The organism is Shewanella surugensis, from assembly GCF_023284005.1.
GTDB lineage: Bacteria > Pseudomonadota > Gammaproteobacteria > Enterobacterales > Shewanellaceae > Shewanella > Shewanella surugensis.
The window spans coordinates 21,120-45,910 of the sequence record NZ_JAKIKS010000027.1; the positions used below are offsets into that span (position 1 = coordinate 21,120).

The window sequence follows — 24,791 nt, forward strand, 5'->3', positions numbered from 1 at the left end:
GATTGTTACGCACCTGTTTTACTTGTTTTCTTTACACCAACCTATATTGCTTAATAATTGTCGAAGATAAGAAAATTCGAATTGATGCTAGTCTATGTTGGGTATTTTTAATTTCGGGCAGCATCATAGCATAAATCCCCGTGAAGGGGATAATGCTAAAAATTAAATATAACGATAGTCAATGTTAATTGTTTTCTTGTTGAATTAATTGAGTTTTAAGGCGGCGTAAAGCGGCTTTCACCTTTCTGGCATTATCTGCACCCATACGAATAAGCAGTTTTTGTGGGCCTGCTAATACTTCTAGCTTGGGATCAACAAATTTATAATTAACACTGATGCCATTGACCTCAATGGGATCATTTATCACGGGTGTGGCCATCATTAAATCGATGGCTTTTAACATGCGCTCATCAAATGAAGTATCTTTATATCCCAGTTCGGCTAATGCTTCGCTAAATAAAGGACTCATTTGCTTATAGGTGCTCAGTAGTTGCTGCTCATTGAGACCGCTAAGAAAGTCTGCATAGATATCGTATCGATGATAACTATCAGGATCGATGTAAGTTTTATTGCTGACATCAGCAACGGTAAACTTTTCTTTAGGCCCTTTAATAGGGCTAGCATTACGAGCGAGCTCTCCTTCAGAGAGGTTATCAACGAAAACCACAAACTGACGAATGATGTTTTTGTCATTGAGAATAGGTTGAATCGTCATACCGTCGGCAATATCGAGTGCTTTTTGATAGGCAAACTGATCACTGGTATTTAATGGCGGTAGGATCTCAGGCTGAATGGGGGTGTGTGGTGTCGTTTCAGCGGTGGTATCACTATTGAGTATCGTTGTGGAGGTTTCGGGTACCTTGGCAACGGTATCTAAAGGTTCATCGGGAGTTGAAACAGGCTGGATGATGTCTGTTTCTGCACTGTTCTCAATCTTGCCATCTTGCTGGCTGAAATAATAATAAGCTCCACCAGCAAGTAAGATAACGATAATGATGAATATAATTGCAGGGTTAGATCCAGAGGAGTTTCCCTTGGGGTTGGCCCTATCTTCTTGGTTGGCTTTCATTTTAATTCCTCTGTTACTCGGTCGAACATTCATGTGTCGATATGGTTCATTGTCAAATTAACAGGCATTGCCTATTGAAGTCATCTTAATTAAAGATGTTTAACTTTTGAACTTTCATTGTATACCTAAACTCGTTGAAGATGCAGAATTCAGCTGGCTTGAGTATTGAAGGTGTACGGTCCATTTTAATTTTTTAAACCTTAATCAGGCTTGTACAAATTGCTCTATTTCTTCACCAAGCCACCTTGCAATAATATTATCAACGTTATCAGGTGATTGATCCATTACATGTTGGGCTAATTTTTGAATATGAGGGATCAAGGCTTGATCGCGTAATAAATCCGCTATTTTCATGTTGGCAATGCCAGTTTGTTTGGTGCCTAATACTTCTCCGGGTCCTCGGATTTCTAAATCTTGTTGGGCAATGACAAACCCATCATTACTTCGCCTCAGCACGCCTAAACGTTTGATGGCGGTAATGGATAAAGGCGCCTTATAAAGTAAGACACAATGGCTCGCGATAGCGCCGCGACCCACACGGCCACGTAATTGATGCAGTTGAGCAAGACCCAAGCGTTCTGGGTTCTCAATAATCATCAGGCTAGCATTGGGGACATCCACGCCGACTTCAATGACCGTCGTGGCGACTAATAAATCTAAATGGCCTTGCTTGAACTCAGCCATAATTAGCTGCTTTTCTGCTGATTTCATCCGTCCATGTATGAGGCCAATGTTAAGTTCGGGGAGCGCGAGTTTGAGCTCTTCAGTTGTGTCTTCAGCAGCTTGGCATTCAAGCACCTCCGATTCCTCAATTAATGTACAGACCCAATAAGTTTGACGTTTATCAGCCAGCGCCGCTTGTTTGACCCGCTCAATGACCTCTGGTCGGCGTTGTTCTGAGATAGCCACTGTGGTGACAGGCGTCCGTCCTGGTGGTAATTCATCGATGATAGAGGTATCTAAGTCGGCATAGGCTGTCATGGCGAGTGTACGAGGGATTGGCGTTGCCGTCATGATTAACTGATGAGGGTGAAAACCTTGGCTGATCCCTTTTTCTCTTAATTCCAGCCTCTGGTGTACGCCAAATCGGTGTTGTTCATCAATGATAATGAGCGCTAATCGTTTAAAGACGACTTGCTCTTGAAAAATAGCGTGAGTGCCTATCACCATGTGGGCCTCACCTGAGGCAATATCAGATAAGGATTGTGCTCTTGCCTTGCCTTTTAGTTTTCCAGCTAACCAGCCTACTTTTAAGCCTAGCGGCTTAAGCCAAGTGGTAAAATTAGCAGCATGTTGCTCGGCTAATAATTCGGTGGGCGCCATCATAGCGACTTGATAGCCACTTTCGATTGCCTGTAGTGCGGCAATGGCGGCGACCAAGGTTTTCCCTGAGCCCACATCCCCTTGGACTAACCGCATCATAGGTTGCTCTTTTATTAGATCTTGTTCTATTTCATGAACCACTCTTTGTTGGGCATTGGTGGGACAAAAAGGCAAAGATTGTAAAAAAGGGCTGATAAGCTGTTTTGTTGCAGGCATGGTGACAGCGTTATCTTTGTGGACGCGCTGGCGCAATCGTAACATGCTTAAATTATGGGCCAGTAGTTCTTCTTGGATCAGTCTTTGCTGCGCAGGGTGTGTGCCTTGTTCTAATTCAAAAATAGAGACATCATTACTGGGGCGATGCATTATCTGTAACGCCTGTTGCAAGCTCATGCTGTTGGGCCTGAGATGGGTTGGCAGCAATTCCGGTAGCCCGCCGTTATTGAGTAAAACAAGTGCTTGTTCGGTGAGTTTAAGCCAGCTGGTTTGTTTTAAGCCTTCTGTGGTCGGATAAACAGGCGTTAAGGTATGACTCTGCGATAATACATCTCCCTCTTGGATCACCTTATATTCTGGATGGATCATTTCAGCTTGATGCTTTCCACGGCGAATTTCGCCATAGGCGCGGATTGTCATGCCTGGAGCCAGTGTATTACGCTGTGCAGCGGAAAAATTAAAAAAGCGTAGCAGTAAGTGGCCTGTTTCGTCGTTAACAAGACACGTCAGCATGCGTTTTCTACCGTGGATGATCTGGCTAGAAATGATATTGGCTTCTACAGTGCCATAGTGACCAGGATACAAAGAGCCAATGGGATAAATTTGTGTACGGTCTTCATAACGCAGGGGTAAATGAAATAACAAATCCTGTATGGTTTTAATTTTGAGTTTGTCTAAGCGTTCAGCCATTTTAGTAGCAACGCCTTTCAGATCTGTAATAGGAGTAAGATCTAATGTATGCAAACGGTAAGCTTTCCAACCACTGTAAATTTATACATATACTATCAGATAAATTGTAGATGGCAATCTTATCGCCAAGCAAAACGAGCCACTCATTTCACTTGAGTCATTAAATTAGGTTTACACGGAGGCGTTACTGACTAAATAACCGACATAGCAAAAGTAACCTAATAGCAATAAAATACCTTCCCTGCGGCCAATTCGATAGCCTGTCCATGCAAAAGGCAAGGTAATGACAGCAAGCATCAACATGACGCTAAAGTCGATGGTTTTCATGCCTGCAGCGCTAATAGGGTGAATAATGGCAGTGACCCCAAGGATCCCTAAAATATTAAAAATATTGGATCCAACAACATTACCGATGGCAATATCACTGTGGCCTTTTCTCGCTGCTACAACGGAAGTGACGAGCTCTGGCATGCTAGTGCCTATGGCCACTATGGTCAAGCCAATTACGATTTGACTGATGCCGAACTGTTTGGCTAAGGTGATGGCACCATCGACAAACAAAATCCCGCCACCAACCAGCATACCGATGCCAACAAAGACGAATAAAAGAGACAGCAAAACATGCTGGCGGCGATGATCGATAAGCTCGCTGTTATCACACTCATTATTGTCTTTACGAGAGCTGATATAGCTATAGCCCAGATAGATACTCAATAATGATGCGAGTAAAGCTCCATCCCAAAGGCTGAGTTCACCATCATGAAGCAGCCACCAAAATAGCATTGAGGCCATAATCATGAGGGGAATATCACGTTTGACCATCTGTGACTTGACTTGGATCGGTTTAATTAGCGCGGTAATGGCCAAAATCAAGCCAATATTGGCGATGTTAGATCCAATGACATTGCCTAATGCTAAGCCGCTATTACCCTCAAGCGCGGCTTTTAGGCTAACAGCAAGCTCAGGCGTACTTGTGCCGAAGGCGACGATGGTTAACCCTATGATTAAAGGCGCAACGCCTAAACGTAATGCAATTGCGCTGGCTCCCCGCACGAGCGCTTCAGCGCCGAGGGTTAAAATAAGAAAGCCACCGAGAAGAGAAAGAGTAATCAGCATGTTCATCGAATTTAAGGTGATAATAAGTAGCAAGAATAAAGGCTTAAAATTTCATAGCAATGGATTTAACTATATATAATATTAATTTTATTTAAGTACTTGGGGGATGTTTTGTTAATTAACTGATTTTAATAAAGAAAAACACGCCAGTCAACGTGTTTTATTTCGTTAATTAGATGTGCTTAAGTGTAACGTTAAAGCTCATTCTCCCAACGTATTTGACCGCCTCGTAAATCTTCGAGTCGATTAATATAGCGAGCTTCAATGACATGGCGCTTAATTTTGAGTGTCGGAGTTAATATGTCATTGTCAACACTCCAAACCTCATCTGTGATGACGATTGCATCAACTTTCTCATGAGATTCTAAATGTGTGTTGACGTTATCTAATGTCTCTTTTAGTGAAGTACGTACTTCTTCTCTGTGTTGTAATTTAGCCCCTTCTGATAATTGTACCAGTGCAATGGGATGAGGGAGCCCTGAACCTATAATACAAATCTGTTCTATGCTTAAGTCTTTGGCTAGCTTGGTTTCAATGGGGACTGGCGCGACATATTTACCTTTTGAAGTTTTAAAGTTGTCTTTAACGCGCCCAGTGATAAAGACATAACCGTCATCATCTATGGTACATAAATCTCCAGTGAGATAATAACCTTCATCCGTAAAACTGACTTGGGTTAACTCTTCATTTTTATAATAGCCTTGCATTAGGCCAGGGCTTTTAACAAGGAGCTCGCCTGTTTCACTTTGTTTGATGCTGCAACCTTCAATGGGTTGACCGACACTACCAATTTTATTGGGGTTGAAGGGGAGATGAACTAATGAAAAAACACTATTCTCAGTCATTCCCCAGCCTTCACAGATGTCAATATCAATGCTGTGATACCAAGCGATGAGTGAAGGTGGGATCGGCGCCGAACCTGAACCAAATTTTTGACAATCACTGAAGCCGAGACCTGCTTTTATTTTGTTTTTTATCAGGGTATTAATGATAGGGATTTTTAATAATAGATTGAGTTTATTCGCACCAATTTTATCGATAATATTTTTCTGGAAAAGGCTCCACAATCGAGGCACAGAAAAGAATAACGTTGGCCGCGCTCTTTTTACATCATCAACGAAAGTACTCATATTCTCGACAAAGGCAACACTGAAACCGGAATAAATTGAGCTGCCTTCTAGTATTACACGTTCGGTGATATGGGCTAAAGGTAAATAAGAAATAATTCTGTCATCAGTACTCAGATTAATTTTTTTAGCTGCCGCTTGTGCGGTCCAAGCATAGTTGGAGAAATGATGCATAACGCCCTTAGGTTTCCCTGTTGACCCTGAAGTGTAAACGATAGTCATCATGGTATCACTTGTCGGAAGAGGGGTATCTTTTAAGGGTTGGCCTAAGGATAATAATTGCTCCCATTGGTATTGAGCTGGCATCGTATCATAGGGCATTGATAAACGAAGAATATCACCATTTACCCCTGTTTCTTGTTCGGGCCAGTTATCAAGCTTACCAACGATAACAGCTTTAGAATCACTGTGTTCTAATGTATAGCGTATGGTATCGGCATTGGCAGTGGGGTAGATGGGAACACTGATGTAGCCTGCATACATTAATGCAAGATCGGTGATAAACCACTCGGCACAGTTCTTCGATAAAATGGCGATTTTATCTCCAGGAACGAGGCCTAGATGACGTAATCCTCCAGCGAGTTGCTGTACTTGGCTGTATACCTCTTTCCAAGTAAATTCTTTGTATTGACCGTTAATGGGCTGCTTTAGGTAGACTTTGTCTCCTTGCGTGGCGACCCAGTGTTCGAGCATTTCAATAGGGCTTTTCATCAGCACTCAACTCCGTTTGCGATTATTTTTTGATTTTTATCCTTAATTAAGTATGGACATTTTTGTTATTTAAGACAAATAGTTTTATGTGTATACAGTTTTAACATATTCATTAGAATAAAAGTGGATAAATAGAAGCAATAAGCAGTCCGGCCATAATGATATTAAATGCTCTTAATCGGGCGGGGTTTGATAACAGTTGACGAGACTTCTGACCCATGAAAGTCCAAAAACTCACTGAAGGTAAATTGACCAAAGCAAAAATACCGGCGCAGAGAACAATCGCGTTGAAGCTGTGTGAGGGCGCATAAACACTTATTGCGGTGAGGGCCATGGTCCATGCTTTAGGGTTAATCCATTGAAAGCTTGCCGCTTGTAGGAAAGAGAGTGGTTTAGTCTGTGCTTTATTTTCTTTTGCATCTTGAGTGGTTGCGATTTTATAGGCTAAATAGACTAAGTAAGCTAGGCTCACGGCCTTTAATATTGAGTAGCTAGTAGGGTAAAAATCAAAAACCTGTATGAGTCCCATACCGACTAGAATCACCATGAAACTAAAACCGAGTCCAATGCCTAGCATATGGGGGATCGTGCGTTGAAAACCAAAATTAGCCCCAGATGAAGCTAGCATGATGTTATTGGGTCCAGGGGTAATGGTGGAAACAAAGGCAAAAGTAATGAAGGCGCCAAGTAGATTGTAATCCATATAATAGGTCTTTTTATAAGTCTGAATGATATTGCAATTATAATTTTTAATAGAAGATGTTATCTTGCTTTATTCGCTTAATAATTAATTAATGTGCAACTTATGACTAAATTTGATCGTATTAATAGAAGAATATTGCAAGAATTAAAATCAGATGGTCGAGTGAGTAACGCTGAACTTGCTATTCGGGTTGGACTCTCTGCATCGGCCTGTTTACGACGAGTACAAGAGCTAGAGCGTTTAGGCGTGATAATGGGTTATCGGGCAGTGTTGGATCAAACTGCATTAGGGATTGGGTGTATAGCCTATATTGCGGTAGGGCTTAGCGATCATAGTAAAGCGGCGCAGCAAGCCTTTGAAGTGGCTATTTCTCGTTCATCTGAGGTGAGAGAATGCCATAATATTACCGGATCTTATGAATACTTATTACGGGTAGAAACTCACGATCTTGCCGCTTATAAAGTCTTTCATACCGAAACGTTAGGGACGTTACCTCAAGTGAATGAAATTACGACTTATGTGGTGATGGACTCACCTAAAGATGAGCGTGCTTGACGTATCGCTTCGCCTCATGAGGGTTAAGAATTACAGGGTTTAAGACATTTCATTTCTCAGATTTTCGCTTCTTTCACTTCTTGAATTATCTGTAAGCTCACCAATGATAAGGTTAGCCAGTGGTCGGTATTTCATCATTCTATGTCTAGATATCTTTTAGTTTATATATTAAAACGAAGATGTTTTAACAGTATCTGAAATGCACCATATAGACTTTTCTTATTAAGCTGTGAGGTTGTTATGTACGCGAATACGACATTAGGTGGGACGAATTATGCTTATCCAGACACCTGTTATACGTTAGTGGGCACCGCTACCTCAGCGATCCCTTACCCTAATACGTCAGAAGGGATCATGTGCGATCCGTCACTGCATCGACTACGGTATTGATTGATGGTGGGCCAACCATTACACAAACATCCAGTATCACCTTGAGTACAGGTGATAGTACTGGTGCACTGGGTGGCGTTGCGTCAGGTGAAATGATGGGCTCAACCAGTTTTACTGTTGGCAGTACTGCGGTCATGGTTGCTGGTATGCCAGTGCAAAGGTTAACCAGCACCACTGCTCAAAATGGCACTTCTCCCTATTGTGTGGGAGTGACGCTGGTGCCATCACAATATAAAGTGATGGTGCTGACTTAAGCACTAATGTTGTCTTGTTGATTAAGGATTAGTGTCGGCATAGTTTGAATGTATCGAGTTACGCCATAATTTATAGTGTTATTGATGTGAATACAGGCTTAAAACCTCACAGAGATCCCAGCGCCACCATAATAACTTGAATCATACTTGACAGTGAAACTAACACGACGGGTTAACCAATAATTTAATCCTACGCCCCAATCGCTATAAGAGTAGGAATCATACTGAAAGTCGGTGGTTAAACTGAGTTTATCTGTGATTTGAAAAGGTTTACTGAGCTGAGTTCGTACATTTCCTCTGTGATCAACCCAGTTTAAACTGCCTATATCGAAGGGTAATAAGTAATAGAAACCGATGAGGCCTCTATTCTCATGTGAAGCAATATCGGTATCGGCATCGACGCCGGCAAATAAAGAAAAGAAGCGATTAAAATAGCGATAGTATCCTGCGGTAATATCGTATTGACTATCCCAATCATATTGCCAATTTAAGGCGACAGTATTACGGGAATTGGTCGTCATTGCTAAACCTTCGGTCATTTGGCTGTAAAAGCCAGCATTAGATCAAGTGTACCAAGGATCTTCGTAGGCTTTATAACGCTGTGCCATAACCTCTGGTGCCACTTCGGTGTCTTCATAATGCACGATCCGCTCCATACCTGACAGCATGTGATATAGGTTATGACAATGGAAGAACCAATCTTTTTCTTCATTAGCGGCAAATTCAATAATGGTGGTTTGCATGGGGGCAACATCAACAGTGTGTTTGAGTGTGGAGTATTCACCTTGCTCGGTGACCACTCTGAAAAAGTGTCCATGTAAATGTAAATGTAAAGGATGGCGCATCATGGTTTTATTAGTCATAACAAAACGCACATTTTCGCCTTTTTTAATGGCGATAAGCGCATCTTCTGCCAAGGTTTTCCCATTAAAGGTCCAGAGATAGCGATCCATATCTCCCGTTAAATCAAGCTTTACCTCTCGCCAAGGGCGATTTTTTGCCAATGTTGTTTTATCAGGAGAGCGTAGTTTCCCGTAAGGCGCGCCTGGGCGTGTCTCGGCGGGGCCACCAGTAAACTCGTTTTTCATCATATTTGACATCGCGGGCATTGTATTTGTTTTTTTATGTCCTTTGGGCATGTTTTTACTGCCTTTTTTCATGGCGATCATCGCATTGGTCATATCGACACTGAGCTGATAGATATCGGGCTGAGGAATATCGGGTGCAGGATACTGAGTACTGTTAAGATCGCCTATCCAAGTAGAAGTAAAACCTGTGCCATCAAAAGAGGTGGCTCGAAATTCATATTGTCCACTTTGAGGGACTGTCACTAAAAAATCATAGCTCTCAGCAGTCGAAATAAGTAATTTATCGAGTTTTGTTGGGGTGATATCGAGTCCATCGGCTGCGATAACTTCCAGCGGCCCACCTGCGTAATTTAAATAAAAATAAGAAGATGTACTGGTATTAACCACTCTTAAACGAAGTCTATCACCGGGTGAGCCATCCACTTGCCAGTGGGTTTTACCATTAGTAATAAAGGCATCGTATCCGACATCGGAAAGATCGGCATCAAGTACGTTATAGAAATTTCGCTTGACTAAATTACCAAAACTTTTGCTTTTAATGGCACCAGCGATGCTCTGCACTTGATTTTTTTCAAGGTAAAGTAAGGACTATTGCGTTTTAAGCTGCGTAAACTGTGACTCGGTACTTCATTATTCCAATCGCCAATACTCAGAACTATGTCTTTGGGGGTATTTTCTTTCATTTTTTTGGGTTTGATCACTATGGTGCCTTTAAGCCCATATTGTTCTTGTAATCCAAAATGAGAGTGATACCAATAAGTACCCGTTTGAATGGGAGGGAATCGATAGATTTCGGTTTTACCGGGTAACGCTGGTAAAGTGGTGACATAAGGTACACCATCGACAGCATTTGGAACCAGTAATCCATGCCAATGAATGGTGGCAGGAACGGGCATGGTGTTGGTGACTTTCATCACCGCAGTGTCACCTTCTGTGAACACTAAAGTTGGTCCAGACATTTGGCCGTTAATGGTAATCGCTTCAATGGTCTCTCCTGTCACATTGACGGGACCCTTTGCGATATTGAGATGATAGATCACTTCTTTTGCGTAAATTTCGGCAGGGAGTATGGATATGAAAAATAGACAAGATAGGAAAATGAAAAGTGAATTGCTAAATTTATGTAAAAAGAGCGTCATTAGTCATTCCTTGAAAATGTTATCGGGTATCAATTAGCATCAATTTATATGGTGTGAAACGAGATAAATGATTTTGATATAAGCATAAGAAGAGATCGAAATTTTCGCGAGTATAGAGACATAAATAAAGTGATAAATGTATTAGAGATTGAAGGGGGAAGTTTTAAAATTTGATTGGAATAATAAAAGTAGTGAGCCAGATAATGATAAGTAATAGTGCAAAAGTCGCACTGATCAAGATAGCTTGTTTTGTAAAAGATATAGAGTCTGCTTTCATATCGTGTGCACGATGAATATTTTTATCATCATGTTCTAGATTATCATGCACCTCATGCTCATGAGCGTGGGTATGCATGTTATGTTCATTGTGAGCATGCTTACTATCACTGGCTTGGGGCCTAGACATCATTCCATGTTTTATATTGTTACGTACCATCCAAGCGTTAATGGGGTAAGCGACGAAAGAGGCAATAATGGTGGCTAAACTCATTCTTCCCCAAAAATAGAGACTGTTAGGGTCAGTGCTTAACGGAAATAGGTGAGCCAAAATAAACATGGTTGGCAACATACCACACATAACAAAGTTCATTGAAATCGTTTCAGCAAAGAGGGTTTTTCGAACGGCTTCCCAATAAGAATCGAACATGGAGCGCATAAACAGAGCTTGAAAAATAAATAGACCAAATAAATAGGCGGCGATATATTCAAGGATCATTTCTAGTCCATTTGCAATGGAGAATAATGTTAAAACAATGGCCATGATGATGATGGCGGCGGTAGCATCACCGGCGACGCAATGTATCAGAGAGCCTAAGGATTGCTTCCAATGAACGTTGATAAATTCATCATGTTTCCCCTCTAAGGGTTGACGGCAAGAAAGAAAATAAAAGAACAGCCCTAAAGGACCCGTGTATAGGATAATAAGAACCCATGCGAAGGTCATTATTCGCATTGAGGGTGTATTGGTGAACTGATCCCATAGAACATAAATCATAGAGAGAAAAGTTAAGCTAAACCATAGTATTAAAGCCCCATATAGTTCGCTCATTCATCCCCCTAAGGTTAGCTGTTTTATCATCGAGTATGATTGAAATTGATGGTTAAGCATAAGAGTAAATGATATTTATTGCGAATAAGTAGTCATATTGTTAAATAGTTAAGGCTGTTGGGGGCGTCATTTTTACATTCTATTTCGATTAAAGGGTAGAAAGACGAAGGTATTGAGTATACGACTTTAGAATATGGACTCTATTTTTTGATAGCTTGAGTTATTTTTGGAAGCTATGTGCTTTAGATTGAATTAAATTTGAGCTCATTAAACTTCACTTAGAATAAAGAAACATAATGACAGGTATACAGCTTGGTGCTGGAGCTATTGCAAATAGCAATTGGGATACAAATTACATTAGTGCTGAAGAGATCTCACATGTTGATAATGTGCGTTTAACTGAGAAGATTTGGGATTGGTTATGTGATGCTTTTTGTGGCACTCATCGAGCTGAGGCGAAAGAATACATTAGACAACTTGATGCGCTTAGCGACGAAAATACGCCGGATATGGTTGGATTAAAGAAAGATATCTTCTCTAAACTCATTAACTTAACATCCAATGATTATACCAAAGTAGATCGAACAAAAGGTTATATAGAGTATCAGATTGGTTATTTTAAAGGTAAGCCCAAAAATCATGAAATAATCAAAGCTTGGACAAGGCCATATTTCAATGAGCATCAGAATACGGCGCAAGTATTACAATCAAAATACTTAAAAGATAGATTAATTCAATCTTTTCAACAGAATATAAACCAAAATACTCAAGCTAAAGCTGGCACCAATAGCTCTGTCGATGAACCAACGATGGTAGCGCGAGACGCATTGAAATCAGTGCCTGTTTATATGGCCCATCGTTATGCTGTCAGTAAATTTTCTCCGCCATTGCATGCCTACATTATGGCTGGAGAACCCGGATCTAAAAATGCGCGGATCTATGGTGAAAAAAATGATATGACTCGCTCGCAAGTCAATATCGATGATGCATTTATTGTTGCATTATCGCAAGCAAAATATGTCAGCAGAAATAGTGATGGCGGGAAAGTGAAATTGCCTTTTGAACCAGCACTGATTAATGCGGTTGAACGTTTAAAAGAGCAAGGGAAGAACTTTGCATTTTTAGATAGCTTTGTTGATGCTGTGAAGTCCGAGCTTAAATTAGGCGGTGCAAAAATGACGTTAACAGAGTCACACCGCATTGGATTAGGTTATATCGCTGCTCAGCAAAATGGTCAGCAAGGGTTCTACAATATGGATCCGCGTAAAGGCTTTACTCATAATGAGGATATGAGCTACTTTGAGCAGCAAAAAGGACCGGTGAAACAACAGCCCATTAAGTTGACAACATTACAAGACATTAGCCGAGAGCAACGAGTTTACCAGGATTATTTAAATGAAAAACTGGGCTTAAATGGATTAGAACAAACGAAAGCGAGTATTCGGACTATAAAGGGAGATGGGATATTGCCTGAGTCTGAGAGAAAAGCATTAAAAGCACGCTCTATGGTGGCTTATACGCCTTTACCTTCAGATAGCCCGTTTGAATCGAATTGTAATCGAACGGCGGCGACCTATATTCAAGCTGCAATGAATCGGGAGCAAGGTTTACCAATCGATACTTATCAAAAGGTTGAGTCAGGTACTAAGTGGGCATTGGGAATTGATACCAGAAGTCATATTCATAATCCTATTCAAAAACAATCAATAGAAGATATTGCACTCAAAAATGGTCAAGATACTGCTTATGAGCGTATACGGTCATTGGCTGGCGTACTATCAAATGTAAAAGCATTTTTTATGAGTAAGAGCTAATTTAATCAAGTCCATACATTAAATTGTGAAGTACACGCCTGCTTTTTGTGGGCGTTGTTATTTTTTTGGAAAAAGTAGCATAATCAAATTGTTACTTATTATGGTAATAAACAAAGAATAACGGGAAATATTTATGTGGCTTCAAAAAGAAATGAGTCTAAAAGTAAAGAAAAGAGGTTTTCATCTCATCACTGATGAAATTTTGCAGCAACTTCCAGAAATTGAACAACTTAAAGTGGGCCTACTCCATCTTTTTATTAAGCACACTTCTGCATCAATTACTCTCAATGAAAATGCCGATCCTACTGTTCGCCAAGACTTGGAGAGACATTTTAATGTTCTCGCGCCAGAAAATGCGCCTTATTATGAACATATTTTTGAAGGGGCTGATGATATGCCTGCCCATATAAAATCGACCTTGATTGGTTCTAATCAGAGTATTCCGGTGACAAATGGGTTGCTTAATATGGGGATTTGGCAAGGCATTTATCTTTGTGAGCATAGAGATTATGCAACGGCTCGAACCTTAGTTGTAACATTAAATGGTGAGTAATTTATTCATTTTCACAGAAGATGCTGTGGAGCAAATCAATGACCTTTATTATGTTCTTATCACTTAATTGATAATATATCGTTTGTGCGTCTCGTCGTGTTGTCACATATTTCTCTCTTCGAAGCCAGGCCAAATGTTGCGATAACGTCGATTGTGCTATTGGGATCTGTTTGTTTAGCGCAGAGACCGATAGCTCACTCTCTTGAAGTAGGCAAAGGATCATGAGTCGATACTTATTGCTTAATGCTTTCATTAGCACTTCAGCTTTAGCCGAATTTTTCTCTAATTCTTCTAATGATATAGTGGAATTCATTAATACTCTTATTTGTTTAATCTTGATAAAAGCATATTAACATATTTGGGAATATTCATTCCAATGAGCATCAGCAATATAAATACGATGATTTTAGGCGAACCTTGAGTCATATTAACCAGTGCCGGTCCTGGACAAATACCTGATATTCCCCAGCCGATGCCAAATATTGACGCGCCAAAAAGGAGCGGGTAATCAATGGTTATTTTACTTGGCAGGCTAAAGGCATTAGTGAAAGTAGGCTTTGGCTTATTTTTGATGATTTTGTGATAAACAGGAATAAAAAGGGTAAGTGCTGAGAACATAACCAAGACCAAACTAGGATCCCAATTACCGGTAATATCTAAAAAGTTAAGCACTTTATTTGGATTAACCATTTGTGAAATAGTTAATCCAATACCAAATGAAATGCCACAAAAAAGCGCAATAAATAATGTCATAAATTAACTCACAAATTTTAAAAGCAAAACGGTGATCATAGCCGTCGTTATAAACATGCTGGTGGCGACAATCGAGCGGAGAGATAAACGGCCAATACCACAGATCCCGTGACCACTGGTACAGCCTGAACCTACTCGAGTGCCTAGACCGACGAGTAACCCACCGGCTGAAATGGCACTCCAGCTCATATCAATCTGATCAGGTAGATTAAAGCCGATTATGGCTGAAAAAAATGGACTAATAATGAGCCCAAGAATAAAGGTAATACGCCAATACTCGATAGAAAAAGTTGTTTGCCATAGGCCATGTAAAATGCCTGATACCCCTGTTATTCTTCCAGTAAAAAAAAGTAAAGTGAGGGCTGAAGCGGCAAGGATAAGCCCGCCAATAACTGAATTCATCAAGGTTAATTGTTCCATTATGCCCCCTTAAAAGGGAGGGGTGAGAAAGTATTGTGATCAATAGGCCATACACCAGATTGAATATTAAAGGGCAAAGCTAGGTATAACAGTTTAGGGGGCATTAAGTTATTATCTCTTGTTTTTCGTAATTGTATAAAATCATCTTTTAAGGTTTTTTGTTGGATATGGATGTTGGTCATTTTACTTTCTTGTACACTTGTTTGGTAACCTAGCGGCCGATTATTGGGTTGGTAATCGTGGCATATCCATAATGTGGTTTGGTCCGGCAGAGAATAAAGACGTTGTATGCTGGTGAATAATGTTTTGGCGCAACCGCCTTGAAAATCACAACGGGCTGAACCACTGTCTGGCATGAAAAGGGTATCGCCAATAAAGGCATTATTCTCTATGAGGTAAGTCATGCTGTCCTGAGTGTGCCCAGGCGTTGCCAGCACAGTGATTTCTGTTTGTCCGATAGTGAGTTGATCATTATTTTGAAGCAGTCGATCAAATTGGTGCTCTATAGCGAGTGAATGCTTATGGAGAGGGAATTGTTGATTGAATTGTGCTTGGGTGTTGATAATCCCTCGACCAATAATTATTTCACCACCTAATTGATTTTTAATATATTGAGCAGCGGTTAAATGATCGGCATGGATATGGGTTTCAGCTATCCATTTTACAGATAGACTATATTGTTGAATGTAATCAATTTGCTTATCTGCAAACCGAGTTTGTATTGCTCTTGATTGTAAATCGAAGTCTAAAGCACTGTCGATAATAATAGCTTCAAGTGATTGTTTATCATGTATTATATAGCTTATTGTATAAGACTCTTGGTGAAAGAATGCATGAATAATGATAGATGACATTGTGATGTTTCCTGATTGCACACTTTGCATCGTACATTCGCAACATACAATATACAATATGCAATGTGTTTTTTGATTTAATTTGATTGAGATTAACTCAATAATTTTTTATCTAGTGATCATGTCGTAAGAAATATAGGATGTAGCTCATTGAACTTTAGCTTATTTTATGTAAGGAATGATAATGTTTACGGAAATAGACATTTTGGGTACTGGGCCCGTTGTTGTTTTGTTACATAGCTCACTGAGTTCAAAAGAACAGTGGAAAGGTTTAGTGAAGCAATTATCGCCAAATTTTACGTGTGCTAATGTTGACTTACAAGGTTATGGGAGCATGCTCAATGCGGACATTGATTACCCCTACACCTTGAAATGTGAGGTTGAACGTATTGCGGCATTATTAAATAATAATCAATTATTCGGCCCTTATTATGTCGTCGGTCATTCTTTTGGTGGTGCGGTTGCACTTCGCTTTGCTGATGAGTTTAAAGAGCAAGTCAAAGCGTTATGTGTTTTTGAACCCGTTGCTTTTCATTTATTAGTTGAAGAGGCTCCGAGCCGAAAGCAAGTTTCTGAACTTGCAGTTAATATGGATAATGTTCCTGCGTATACAGCGGCATCAATATTTACCAATTATTGGAATGGGGAGGGATATTTTGATGCTTTGCCTCAGCGTATACAAAAAAGGTTAATGGCGATGATAGATAAGGTTGCTATGGATTTTGATGCCATTATTAATGAAACGAAAACGCTTCTAGATTATTCAGTAAGTATATCGGCAAATGTGTTATTAATGACGGGAAAGCAGAGTCGAACTGCAGCAAAAGATGTGGTGAATGTCATTGAGACAAATCTACGTCATGTCAGAAAAGTGGAAATCGATGCAGGTCATATGGCACCGCTTGTTCGGTCGGAATTAGTGAACCCTGTGATTGTGGATTATTTACATTCAAATAGCCAAACTACTTAGAACTGACCTCTACAGTGGATTGGGTATTAATATGATAAAAAGGTATGTTTTTTGACTAATTTTTTGAGTGAAAATATGAAGCCAGCAATACTTTGCTGGTGGTCTCAAAGACAAAACGCCCTGATTCAATCTGTTAAAACATTAATCATCATAATATTTACTTGGATAGTGCTTGGTGAATACAATGAGAAGGCTCAAGTATTGGGTACTTTTGTGGCAGGATTTTTATCTCTATTACGTTTTGGGCGAGACGGTAAACAGCAAGGCATGACTATCGTTTTCTCTGCTTTAGGCATGATGATAAGCAGTGGTTTAGCCTTACAATTCTATCAAATGCCATGGTTAAATAACAGTTTATTTGTTGTGCTTGTTTTTATAGCTTTTTATTTAAGGCGTTTCGGTGGTCGGTTTTTTATGCCTCCCTTGTTCGTTCTTATGTTGTACATTGTGGTGCAACTTTTACCTCGTCCTCCCGTATTGAGTTTGTGGCTGGGGATTTTACTTGCCACTGGTATTGTTATTTTTTTTACTTTTATGATCGTTCCTATCGATGATCGTAAGCAATTAAATACCAATATGCAGTTGTTATTTAAGCTCTCGAGTGAGGTGATCACTGCTTTTATCGCTTTTCCAATTAAAACAGAAAATCCAAACGTATCTGAAAACGTTTTATCAAGGAGGGCAGCAGTCAGTGCATTCAAAGTCTGTCATCAAAGGTATATGAAAATGGCGTTGCAGTTGAGGAAGGATAATTCAAGATTAGTGAATGAATACTTGTTCTTAGATAAAGATCCGCAAGTAGAGACGTTTTATGATTTTCATTACCGTATGACTAAGACATTTGGAATGCTGTTTGAAAGTTGTCAGCAGTTGATAGAAAGCGAGGAGCTGAATAGACAAGCTCAAGAGGATATGCTTCGTGTAGCAAAAGAGTTACTCTTGGTATTAGCGCTATCTAAAATCAGCCATATGCAGGTAACGCTGGTTCATATACAACATTTTAAACGTGAGTATGCTTACTTCAGTAGTTATCCCTTCGATATTGATCTCACTAAACCAGAATCTATTCATATTTTTAATTTTTCGCTCAGTATTAAAAGACTCATAGAGACGTTGGCAATATGGGAGAGTGATAATGCATAATGCGACTCGCCAAGCCATTCAAGCCTCTATTGCAGTGATAGTGACTTTATCCATTGCAGATGCTTTTTCATTAGAGCGAGGGATTTGGGCAACACTGACTGCGATTTTATTAGTATCCAGTACCTTTGGTGAAAGCATTAAAAAAGCCAAAGAGCGGGTGAGTATGACCTTAGTGGGTGGACTGATTGGCACGGGAATAGTGCTATATTTACAGCCAGTATTGCCAGAAGAATCCCAAGTGTTACTGGCTACTTTGCTCTTTATTAGTATTGGCTTAATTGTTTATTTTTTGCCTCGCTCTTATGCTTGGGCCAGTTTTTTTATTACTCTTTTTGTTGTTTTTCTTTTTTCTTTATTAACTTATTGGAATTTATCTTTATTATTGGTTAGGGCTTATGAAACGTTAATCGGTGCATTGGTTGCTGTCGTGGTGTCAGGACTCATTTTTCCTAATCGAAGTCATGTGGATGTACAAGCACATTACTTAACCATGCTGGATCAGCTTGATGGCTTCATCGATAATATTTTTTACTCTGTGGCCTCTCCAAACCCCCAATATATGTGTCAACTAATGGATTGGCATCATAAGTTGTATCCCAGCTGGGAAGTGTTAAAAAATAAACAATCCTTTTCTGAGTTCGAATTGACTTTTTCTAGAAGCAAGCGCCAGCAGCTACAAGGCTATCAATTTGGGTTTGATTTACTGTTTCATTATTTAACTAATATTTTAACCTTACTAGAAAAAGAGCCGAGTTACTTATGCGCTGAATTTGAAACGGAATTAGCACAGTTTCAGCAAGTGATAAAAGAGAATACTCAGCTTTTACATGATTTGATGCAGGGGGGATCGATAGCTAAACAAAATAATGATATTCATTCTTTAGATGCGATTAGGTTAAAAATTAGACAGAAAATTGCTCAGCTAAATAAAGATAACCCTTTTCCTGATTATGCTGAAGTTGAGCGTTTTTATAGTTTGATTTACTACTTACGTAAGGTAAATCAATTAATTTTAGATTTAATTAACGTAGCAAAGACGTAAATGATATACCCAAACAACTTGAAAATGTGAGTTTCAGGTTGCTTAGGGATAGACGGTTTAGCAGAGCAGCTAAACCGTTTGATCGGTAGCAGATTTACGTTTTATTTAATAAAGGTTTTAAGAAGCGAGCAGTATGTGACGTTTCGTGTTCAGCCACGGCTTCTGGTGTGCCGCACGCTAAAATAGTACCACCACCATCACCGCCTTCAGGGCCCAAATCGATAATCCAATCTGCCGTTTTAATGACATCGAGATTATGCTCAATCACCACGATGGTATTACCGTGAGATTTCAAACGATGTAATACATCCAATAACATTTGAATATCGGCAAAGTGTAAGCCCGTGGTGGGTTCATCAAGAATGTATAAGGTTTTACCCGTATCGCGTTTAGACAATTCTTTAGCCAGTTTGACTCGTTGTGCTTCACCACCTGATAGGGTGGTCGCACTTTGTCCTAGTCGAATATAGGATAAGCCGACATCCATCAAGGTTTGCAATTTACGCGCAACAGCGGGAATAGCATCAAAGAAAGGGCGGGCTTCTTCGACAGTCATCTGCAGTACTTCGTGAATATTCTTTCCCTTAAATTGCACATCTAAGGTTTCGCGGTTATAGCGTTTACCTTTACAGGTATCACAAGGGACATACACATCGGGCAAGAAATGCATTTCCACTTTAATTAAGCCATCACCTTGGCAAGCTTCGCAGCGGCCACCTTTAACATTGAAAGAAAAACGACCGGGTTGATAACCTCGGGTTCTCGATTCTTGTGTGGCGGCGAAAATTTCGCGAATGGGGGTGAAAATACCAGTATAAGTGGCTGGGTTTGAACGAGGTGTTCGGCCAATGGGGCTTTGATCAATATCGACGACTTTATCGCAATGATCCATGCCGGTAATTTGCTTATAAGGCGCGGGCTCATCAACCGTGGCACCGTTTAATTGAATATGAGCAACTTTGTAAAAAGTGTCATTAATTAAGGTGGATTTACCTGAGCCAGATACGCCGGTAATGCAGGTAAAGAGTCCAACGGGGATCGCGAGATCGACATTTTTAAGGTTGTTGCCAGTTGCCCCAAAAAGCTCAATCAGTTTTTCAGGGTTGTAGGGGATCCTGTCTGAATCGATGTGGATCGTTTTTACACCTGACAAATATTGGCCCGTGACGGATTTCTCACAATTCAGTATATCGGTTAACTTACCTTCACTGATGACTTCTCCGCCATGTACGCCTGCGCCAGGACCAATATCAATAACATGATCGGCCATACGGATGGCATCTTCATCATGCTCAACCACAATGACGGTATTACCTAAGTCGCGTAAATGCAGCAAGGTTTTTAATAATCGCTCATTATCTCGCTGATGTAAGCCTATAGAGGGTTCATCGAGGACATACATGACCCCGACGAGTCCGGCGCCAATTTGGCTTGCGAGCCGTATTCTTTGTGCTTCACCACCTGATAAGGTTTCGGCTGATCGCGAAAGGCTTAGGTAATTCAGACCAACATTCACCAGAAAGCCCAAGCGATCGCGCACTTCTTTTAAGATTTTATCGGCAATTTGAGCGCGTTGGCCTTGGAGTTGGAGTTGACTGAAATAATCCATGGCTTCACCAATGGACCATTTACTCAGCTTGGGTAAGTTTAAATCTTCAATAAAGACATTACGTGCTTCTTCACGTAAACGGGAACCATCACAGCTTTGGCAGGCTTGAGTATTAATGAATTTGTTGAGTTCATCGCGAACAGAATTTGACTCTGTTTCCCGATAACGTCTATCCATATTATTGAGGATCCCCTCAAAGGGGTGGTTACGGACGACCACATCGCCTCTATCATTGATGTACCTGAAGGCGATGCTTTGTTTACCCGATCCATAAAGTATGATTTTTTGAGTATCTTTTTCGAGTTGCTCAAAAGGCTTTTCAATATCAAATTGATAATGTAGTGCTAATGAAGTGAGCATTTGAAAATAATAGAAATTACGTCTATCCCAGCCCCGAATAGCTCCGCCCGCTAAAGATAATTCACTGTTAGTGATAACGCGATCGGGATCAAAAAATTGTTGTACGCCTAAACCGTCACAGGTTTGGCAAGCGCCGGCAGGATTATTAAAAGAAAACACCCTAGGTTCGAGTTCGGTCATCGAATAACCACAGGTGGGGCAGGCGAAATTTGCCGAAAACACATGCTCTTCGTTTGGGGTATTACCTTCAGCAGGATCCATACTGGTGACAACCGCTAGGCCACTCGATAATTCTAATGTGGTTTCAATTGACTCCGCCAGTCGTTGCTGAATATCATCGCGTACCTTAAAGCGATCGACGACCACTTCAATGGTGTGTTTAATATGTAAATCAAGGGGGGGCGGATCGGATAAATCACATACCTCACCGTCAATACGCGCACGAATATAGCCTTGAGCGGCTAGGCTATCGAGTAATTTTACATGCTCGCCTTTACGGTTATTGACCACAGGAGCCAATAACATCTGACGACTGCCTTGGGGCAATGTGAGTATTTTATCAACAATTTGGCTTACGGTTTGTGCAGCCAAAGGTGATCCATGAGTGGGGCAGCGTGGTTCCCCTACTCGGGCAAATAATAACCTAAGGTAATCATAAATTTCAGTAATCGTGCCGACGGTAGATCGTGGATTATGTGAGGTTGATTTTTGCTCAATAGAAATAGCCGGACTTAACCCTTCAATATGATCGACATCAGGTTTTTCCATGAGGCTTAAAAATTGGCGTGCATAAGCCGATAGGGATTCTACATATCGCCTTTGACCCTCAGCATAGAGGGTATCAAATGCCAGAGATGATTTTCCTGATCCTGAAAGTCCCGTTATAACAATGAGTTTGTTTCGTGGTATGGTCAGGTTGATGTTTTTGAGATTGTGAGTGCGAGCCCCACGTACTTCAATATTGTCCATCTATCTCTCTGGCTCCGCCGTAAAAAAGAGACTGATTATGCCATAGTCATGGGTGAGCGCAAAACGCTAACATTAGGTATATCCCCAAACCCGCTGGATCCTGTACCTTTAATTGGTTTGGGTTCTTATACCAATCCGCACAATAGCGGGTCTTTTAGCAGGAATTTAACTAAGCATAGCTAGTTCAAGCTGGATAGCAAGATGAGTATTGGCATGACATAGAGGGCATATTGTCATTGCGAAACGGTGGCTTGATCAATGTTTTGCTGATGATTTAATGAGAATAAAAGTGGACCAATGATAATTTGTAAAATGGGTCCGCTTCCCATATTGCATATATTGATCGATGCTTGAGCGCTCGCGTTGGGGAGGTGAGAGAAAAAATGACCCATTTTAATCTTAATCGGATATGAACTCTGGATGGGGGCTTCGATTTTTTCTGAGATAAGTTTTTTGTGCTATAAAGTGACGGTAAGCACAGATTTTAGTCAAGTTATAGATTAAAGTTTATTCATAAATGCTTAAATTTACTATTGTAATGGCTGTTTTATGGTCTGCTTTAAGGATTGAATATGCATGCCTTATTAAAAGAATTGTATGACTATCATCATGATGCATCTAAGGTGATCGATGAGCTTAGTGTTTTGTTAAATCATTTGAAACAGGCAACATCACCTTTAGTCGATAGTCAGGCTGTATTTCATTTATTATCTGTTTTACATTCAGATGAAGAACGACAGCATCATCAAAATGAAGAATTAATTCGCAAGCAGTTAGTTGCGAGAGAGATCCCTTTACATCCTCGAATACAGGATTTAGAAAATGATCATAACGGTTTTGATCGTATTGCCGATCATCTTAAGTTGCTGGTGGATTCTGAGTTAAGTCATAAAGAAATTTCCGCGATTATCGATGATTATATTCTTAAATATTATGATCATATTGATGGTGAAGAAAATATTTTCTTTCCCATGGCAGATAAGTATTTATCGGATCTCGATTGGCAAGAAATTAAAAATCAGTGGCAAAGCTAATCGCTTTGAGTCACTGATTTTTTAATCTTGTGAAAACCTATCCACAATGTAGAGAGGCTATAGAGCTTATTTAGCAATAAGCTTATTGCTCAGGCTGACTACCCGGAGCAGGCATGTTTTTCTTCATTACTTCATCCAGTTTATCGCTGGTGATGGCCGGATTGGCATTTTGCAAGCAAGTGAGCATAGCGGCTTTGTCTGGCTTAGCGCCAAGTGAGGCGGGCTTACCTTCTTCCATACACATCAGTAGGTGATTAGGTGTGACATCCAACTCTAAACTCATTTTTGCTAAGGGCGGCATTTGTTCATTTGAGGGCTCTGCTATGGCGTGATTGAAAAATAAGAAGCTAATGATGAAAGCCATGATGAAAAAAGCGCTAACAAACAGACTACTAATAACGAGGGTTGATGATCGACTAGTCATAATTCATTCCTTTTAATAATACAATTCCTCCGTTAAGCATAGCTATATTTAAGTCAATATTGCACTTTTTTGATAATCAAAATTATTAACTTGGTAAGTTTATTCCATATCTAATTGTTCAAGGCAGTTTTTATTAAGCGGCGATTGCACTCATCTATGTTGCGAATAGATGGTCCTCATAGGAGGGTGCTAATAGTGTCGTATCAGTTGTAATTATGTATCGTATTGATATAATGGTAATACTTTGAGTTGTTGACTCTCTATATTTAATGTCGAAATGTAATGGATTAATCTTAATTATGATAAAAATGAACACCGCAATATTGGTTTTTTGCGCTCTCTTTAGCGCGTCTACTTTTGCCTCTTTTAACTGTGTCGTAGCATTAGAAAGAATATTAATTTACAAGACAGGTATGGTAAATGTGCTGCATTCAGGTCGCGGTGATTATACGAGTATTTGTAATCTCAAAGAGGAAAAAGGAGGCGTCTCAATAGCCACTTGTGCCATGTGGACCAGCATGCTGCAATCGATAAAAAAAGAGAAGGGGCAAGCCATTTTCTATTATGCGGGTGAAGGCAACTGTGCCACATTACCGACTTATGGCTCAAGCCCCACACCTGAATATATTGGGGTACTTTAGTTTAGAAATGTGATAGTGATATAGTTTCAAACTATTGTTGTCTATGTTACTTTTACTTTGTTTGGTTTATTATTTCAATGTTTACGCTTTAGCAATCGGCGCACGCATGGCTTGCCACCAAGCATCATCAGCTAAAATTTGGCCTGTATTATCAATGGCTGGATAGGGCAGTTTTTTGCGTTTGCACGCTTTTGCGTAAATAGGATGGCCTTGCTCAAATAACTTAGTTTGGCAATAATAGTGATCGAGCTTGCACTCGCCATACATGTTTGCGGCTTGCCTTTGACGTTGGGCTTCATACATGATCAGTGCTGCGGCCACAGAAACATTGAGTGATTGTACCATGCCTTGCATGGGGATAATGATATGTTGATCGGCGCTTGCGATACCTTCAGGGCTAACGCCGTCACGCTCGTTACCTAATAACACTACCGTTGGTTTAGTGTAATCAATTTCGCGAAAATCAATCGCAGAGTCTGAAAAGTTAGTGGCTAATATTTGCATGTCTTTATGGCGAAAAGCGCTGACAGCATCATTAATATGATGGTGTTTAACCGTTTTAACCCATTGCTGGCTACCCGAGGCGGTATTGCCCGAGACGCGCATGTCGAGATCAGGCCAAACCGCATGAATTTCGTGAATACCGATTGCATCGGCGGTGCGAATAACAGCGGCGATATTATTACATTTATGCACTTTATCAAGGCATACGGTGAGATCAGGTTGGCGGTTGTTTAACATGGTATTAATGCGAGAGAAGCGTTCTGGACTCATGA

General features: G+C 40.3%; 26 protein-coding genes. 10 read left to right on the forward strand and 16 right to left on the reverse strand.

The features are described 5' to 3' along the window. Window positions 1-184 precede the first annotated feature (184 nt). From L2764_RS08985 to L2764_RS09005, 5 genes are all read right to left on the reverse strand, one after another. Window positions 185-1,069 (reverse strand): DUF3014 domain-containing protein, encoded by an 885-nt coding sequence (locus tag L2764_RS08985; protein ID WP_248939884.1) that lies wholly within the window; start codon window positions 1,067-1,069, stop codon window positions 185-187. 204 nt (window positions 1,070-1,273) lie between these two features. Next, window positions 1,274-3,352 (reverse strand): ATP-dependent DNA helicase RecG, encoded by a 2,079-nt coding sequence (gene recG / locus L2764_RS08990; protein ID WP_248939885.1) that lies wholly within the window; start codon window positions 3,350-3,352, stop codon window positions 1,274-1,276. A 117-nt stretch (window positions 3,353-3,469) separates the two neighbouring features. Then, a complete protein-coding gene (locus L2764_RS08995) occupies window positions 3,470-4,414 on the reverse strand; it encodes a calcium/sodium antiporter (RefSeq protein ID WP_248939886.1) in 945 nt (314 codons plus the stop codon). Window positions 4,415-4,608: 194 nt separating this feature from the next. After that, a complete protein-coding gene (locus L2764_RS09000; protein WP_248939887.1) occupies window positions 4,609-6,252 on the reverse strand; it encodes an AMP-binding protein in 1,644 nt (547 codons plus the stop codon). 112 nt (window positions 6,253-6,364) lie between these two features. After that, window positions 6,365-6,955 carry a LysE family translocator gene (locus L2764_RS09005; protein ID WP_248939888.1) on the reverse strand — a complete coding sequence of 197 codons (591 nt, stop codon included), beginning with the start codon at window positions 6,953-6,955 and terminating at the stop codon, window positions 6,365-6,367. Between the two features lie 102 nt (window positions 6,956-7,057). Between L2764_RS09005 and L2764_RS09010 the strand changes: the two genes are divergently transcribed. From L2764_RS09010 to L2764_RS09020, 3 genes are all read left to right on the forward strand, one after another. Continuing rightward, window positions 7,058-7,510 (forward strand): Lrp/AsnC family transcriptional regulator, encoded by a 453-nt coding sequence (locus L2764_RS09010; protein WP_248939889.1) that lies wholly within the window; start codon window positions 7,058-7,060, stop codon window positions 7,508-7,510. A 240-nt stretch (window positions 7,511-7,750) separates the two neighbouring features. After that, window positions 7,751-7,900, forward strand: a complete 150-nt coding sequence (locus L2764_RS09015; RefSeq protein ID WP_248939890.1) for a PAAR domain-containing protein — start codon at window positions 7,751-7,753, stop codon at window positions 7,898-7,900. Further along, window positions 7,867-8,154 carry a PAAR-like domain-containing protein gene (locus tag L2764_RS09020; RefSeq protein ID WP_248939891.1) on the forward strand — a complete coding sequence of 96 codons (288 nt, stop codon included), beginning with the start codon at window positions 7,867-7,869 and terminating at the stop codon, window positions 8,152-8,154. Before L2764_RS09015 ends, L2764_RS09020 begins: the two co-directional genes overlap by 34 nt. A gap of 98 nt (window positions 8,155-8,252) precedes the next feature. On the opposite strand, the gene L2764_RS09025 is transcribed toward L2764_RS09020, so the two are convergent. The 4 genes from L2764_RS09025 to L2764_RS09040 form a co-directional block, all read right to left on the reverse strand. Beyond that, window positions 8,253-8,675 (reverse strand): hypothetical protein, encoded by a 423-nt coding sequence (locus L2764_RS09025; protein ID WP_248939892.1) that lies wholly within the window; start codon window positions 8,673-8,675, stop codon window positions 8,253-8,255. Between the two features lie 42 nt (window positions 8,676-8,717). After that, window positions 8,718-9,803 (reverse strand): multicopper oxidase domain-containing protein, encoded by a 1,086-nt coding sequence (locus L2764_RS27990; protein WP_248939893.1) that lies wholly within the window; start codon window positions 9,801-9,803, stop codon window positions 8,718-8,720. Further along, window positions 9,755-10,381 (reverse strand): multicopper oxidase domain-containing protein, encoded by a 627-nt coding sequence (locus tag L2764_RS09035; RefSeq protein WP_248939894.1) that lies wholly within the window; start codon window positions 10,379-10,381, stop codon window positions 9,755-9,757. Before L2764_RS09035 ends, L2764_RS27990 begins: the two co-directional genes overlap by 49 nt. 163 nt (window positions 10,382-10,544) lie before the next feature. Continuing rightward, window positions 10,545-11,429: a DUF4396 domain-containing protein gene (locus tag L2764_RS09040; RefSeq protein ID WP_248939895.1), complete on the reverse strand. Its 885-nt coding sequence runs from the start codon at window positions 11,427-11,429 to the stop codon at window positions 10,545-10,547. Window positions 11,430-11,725: 296 nt separating this feature from the next. Between L2764_RS09040 and L2764_RS09045 the strand changes: the two genes are divergently transcribed. Both L2764_RS09045 and L2764_RS09050 read left to right on the forward strand, forming a co-directional pair. Beyond that, entirely contained in the window at window positions 11,726-13,243 is a 1,518-nt protein-coding gene (locus L2764_RS09045; protein WP_248939896.1) for a hypothetical protein, read from the forward strand. A 133-nt stretch (window positions 13,244-13,376) separates the two neighbouring features. Then, entirely contained in the window at window positions 13,377-13,796 is a 420-nt protein-coding gene (locus L2764_RS09050; protein WP_248939897.1) for a secondary thiamine-phosphate synthase enzyme YjbQ, read from the forward strand. Between the two features lies 1 nt (window position 13,797). Here L2764_RS09050 and L2764_RS09055 read toward each other — a convergent pair whose 3' ends face one another. Genes L2764_RS09055 through L2764_RS09070 form a run of 4 tightly spaced genes read right to left on the reverse strand, consistent with a single transcriptional unit; the run spans window position 13,798 to window position 15,823 of the window. Beyond that, window positions 13,798-14,109, reverse strand: coding sequence for an ArsR/SmtB family transcription factor (locus L2764_RS09055; RefSeq protein WP_248939898.1), 312 nt, complete (start codon window positions 14,107-14,109; stop codon window positions 13,798-13,800). A gap of 8 nt (window positions 14,110-14,117) precedes the next feature. Continuing rightward, window positions 14,118-14,549 carry a DUF6691 family protein gene (locus L2764_RS09060; protein WP_248939899.1) on the reverse strand — a complete coding sequence of 144 codons (432 nt, stop codon included), beginning with the start codon at window positions 14,547-14,549 and terminating at the stop codon, window positions 14,118-14,120. 3 nt (window positions 14,550-14,552) lie between these two features. Beyond that, window positions 14,553-14,969 (reverse strand): YeeE/YedE family protein, encoded by a 417-nt coding sequence (locus L2764_RS09065; RefSeq protein ID WP_248939900.1) that lies wholly within the window; start codon window positions 14,967-14,969, stop codon window positions 14,553-14,555. After that, a complete protein-coding gene (locus L2764_RS09070; protein WP_248939901.1) occupies window positions 14,969-15,823 on the reverse strand; it encodes an MBL fold metallo-hydrolase in 855 nt (284 codons plus the stop codon). Before L2764_RS09070 ends, L2764_RS09065 begins: the two co-directional genes overlap by 1 nt. 184 nt (window positions 15,824-16,007) lie before the next feature. Here L2764_RS09070 and L2764_RS09075 point away from each other — a divergent pair, with 184 nt between their 5' ends. From L2764_RS09075 to L2764_RS09085, 3 genes are read left to right on the forward strand one after another with little or no spacing between them, the layout of a single operon-like run. After that, a complete protein-coding gene (locus L2764_RS09075; RefSeq protein WP_248939902.1) occupies window positions 16,008-16,793 on the forward strand; it encodes an alpha/beta fold hydrolase in 786 nt (261 codons plus the stop codon). 51 nt (window positions 16,794-16,844) lie between these two features. After that, complete coding sequence (locus L2764_RS09080; protein ID WP_248939903.1) at window positions 16,845-17,936, forward strand: hypothetical protein; 1,092 nt, start codon at window positions 16,845-16,847, stop codon at window positions 17,934-17,936. Continuing rightward, entirely contained in the window at window positions 17,929-18,978 is a 1,050-nt protein-coding gene (locus tag L2764_RS09085) for an FUSC family protein (RefSeq protein WP_248939904.1), read from the forward strand. The genes L2764_RS09080 and L2764_RS09085 overlap by 8 nt, the downstream gene beginning before the upstream one ends. A gap of 94 nt (window positions 18,979-19,072) precedes the next feature. Here the strand turns inward: L2764_RS09085 and uvrA are convergent, their stop codons facing one another. Then, window positions 19,073-21,916, reverse strand: a complete 2,844-nt coding sequence (gene uvrA, locus L2764_RS09090) for an excinuclease ABC subunit UvrA (protein WP_248939905.1) — start codon at window positions 21,914-21,916, stop codon at window positions 19,073-19,075. 572 nt (window positions 21,917-22,488) lie between these two features. On the opposite strand from uvrA, the gene L2764_RS09095 reads away from it, so the two are divergent. Next, entirely contained in the window at window positions 22,489-22,950 is a 462-nt protein-coding gene (locus tag L2764_RS09095) for a hemerythrin domain-containing protein (RefSeq protein ID WP_248939906.1), read from the forward strand. Window positions 22,951-23,032: 82 nt separating this feature from the next. On the opposite strand, the gene L2764_RS09100 is transcribed toward L2764_RS09095, so the two are convergent. Next, window positions 23,033-23,374, reverse strand: coding sequence for a hypothetical protein (locus tag L2764_RS09100; protein ID WP_248939907.1), 342 nt, complete (start codon window positions 23,372-23,374; stop codon window positions 23,033-23,035). A gap of 299 nt (window positions 23,375-23,673) precedes the next feature. Between L2764_RS09100 and L2764_RS09105 the strand changes: the two genes are divergently transcribed. Next, entirely contained in the window at window positions 23,674-24,015 is a 342-nt protein-coding gene (locus L2764_RS09105; protein WP_248939908.1) for a hypothetical protein, read from the forward strand. An 81-nt stretch (window positions 24,016-24,096) separates the two neighbouring features. Here the strand turns inward: L2764_RS09105 and trmH are convergent, their stop codons facing one another. Then, entirely contained in the window at window positions 24,097-24,789 is a 693-nt protein-coding gene (gene trmH, locus L2764_RS09110) for a tRNA (guanosine(18)-2'-O)-methyltransferase TrmH (RefSeq protein ID WP_248939909.1), read from the reverse strand. Window positions 24,790-24,791 lie beyond the last annotated feature (2 nt).

Excerpts from the sequence above, each read along its gene's own strand:
- trmH (WP_248939909.1), bottom strand. The coding sequence starts at position 24,789 with ATGAGTCCAGAACGCTTCTCTCGCATTAATACCATGTTAAACAACCGC.
- L2764_RS09040 (WP_248939895.1), bottom strand. The coding sequence starts at position 11,429 with ATGAGCGAACTATATGGGGCTTTAATACTATGGTTTAGCTTAACTTTT.
- uvrA (WP_248939905.1), bottom strand. The coding sequence starts at position 21,916 with ATGGACAATATTGAAGTACGTGGGGCTCGCACTCACAATCTCAAAAAC.
- L2764_RS09050 (WP_248939897.1), top strand. The coding sequence starts at position 13,377 with ATGTGGCTTCAAAAAGAAATGAGTCTAAAAGTAAAGAAAAGAGGTTTT.
- L2764_RS09025 (WP_248939892.1), bottom strand. The coding sequence starts at position 8,675 with ATGACGACCAATTCCCGTAATACTGTCGCCTTAAATTGGCAATATGAT.
- L2764_RS09100 (WP_248939907.1), bottom strand. The coding sequence starts at position 23,374 with ATGACTAGTCGATCATCAACCCTCGTTATTAGTAGTCTGTTTGTTAGC.
- L2764_RS09070 (WP_248939901.1), bottom strand. The coding sequence starts at position 15,823 with ATGTCATCTATCATTATTCATGCATTCTTTCACCAAGAGTCTTATACA.
- L2764_RS09075 (WP_248939902.1), top strand. The coding sequence starts at position 16,008 with ATGTTTACGGAAATAGACATTTTGGGTACTGGGCCCGTTGTTGTTTTG.
- L2764_RS09055 (WP_248939898.1), bottom strand. The coding sequence starts at position 14,109 with ATGAATTCCACTATATCATTAGAAGAATTAGAGAAAAATTCGGCTAAA.
- L2764_RS09060 (WP_248939899.1), bottom strand. The coding sequence starts at position 14,549 with ATGACATTATTTATTGCGCTTTTTTGTGGCATTTCATTTGGTATTGGA.
- L2764_RS09065 (WP_248939900.1), bottom strand. The coding sequence starts at position 14,969 with ATGGAACAATTAACCTTGATGAATTCAGTTATTGGCGGGCTTATCCTT.
- L2764_RS09085 (WP_248939904.1), top strand. The coding sequence starts at position 17,929 with ATGCATAATGCGACTCGCCAAGCCATTCAAGCCTCTATTGCAGTGATA.
- L2764_RS09000 (WP_248939887.1), bottom strand. The coding sequence starts at position 6,252 with ATGAAAAGCCCTATTGAAATGCTCGAACACTGGGTCGCCACGCAAGGA.
- L2764_RS09035 (WP_248939894.1), bottom strand. The coding sequence starts at position 10,381 with ATGACGCTCTTTTTACATAAATTTAGCAATTCACTTTTCATTTTCCTA.
- L2764_RS08995 (WP_248939886.1), bottom strand. The coding sequence starts at position 4,414 with ATGCTGATTACTCTTTCTCTTCTCGGTGGCTTTCTTATTTTAACCCTC.
- L2764_RS09095 (WP_248939906.1), top strand. The coding sequence starts at position 22,489 with ATGCATGCCTTATTAAAAGAATTGTATGACTATCATCATGATGCATCT.
- L2764_RS08985 (WP_248939884.1), bottom strand. The coding sequence starts at position 1,069 with ATGAAAGCCAACCAAGAAGATAGGGCCAACCCCAAGGGAAACTCCTCT.
- L2764_RS09105 (WP_248939908.1), top strand. The coding sequence starts at position 23,674 with ATGATAAAAATGAACACCGCAATATTGGTTTTTTGCGCTCTCTTTAGC.
- L2764_RS09015 (WP_248939890.1), top strand. The coding sequence starts at position 7,751 with ATGTACGCGAATACGACATTAGGTGGGACGAATTATGCTTATCCAGAC.
- L2764_RS09010 (WP_248939889.1), top strand. The coding sequence starts at position 7,058 with ATGACTAAATTTGATCGTATTAATAGAAGAATATTGCAAGAATTAAAA.
- L2764_RS09005 (WP_248939888.1), bottom strand. The coding sequence starts at position 6,955 with ATGGATTACAATCTACTTGGCGCCTTCATTACTTTTGCCTTTGTTTCC.
- L2764_RS09045 (WP_248939896.1), top strand. The coding sequence starts at position 11,726 with ATGACAGGTATACAGCTTGGTGCTGGAGCTATTGCAAATAGCAATTGG.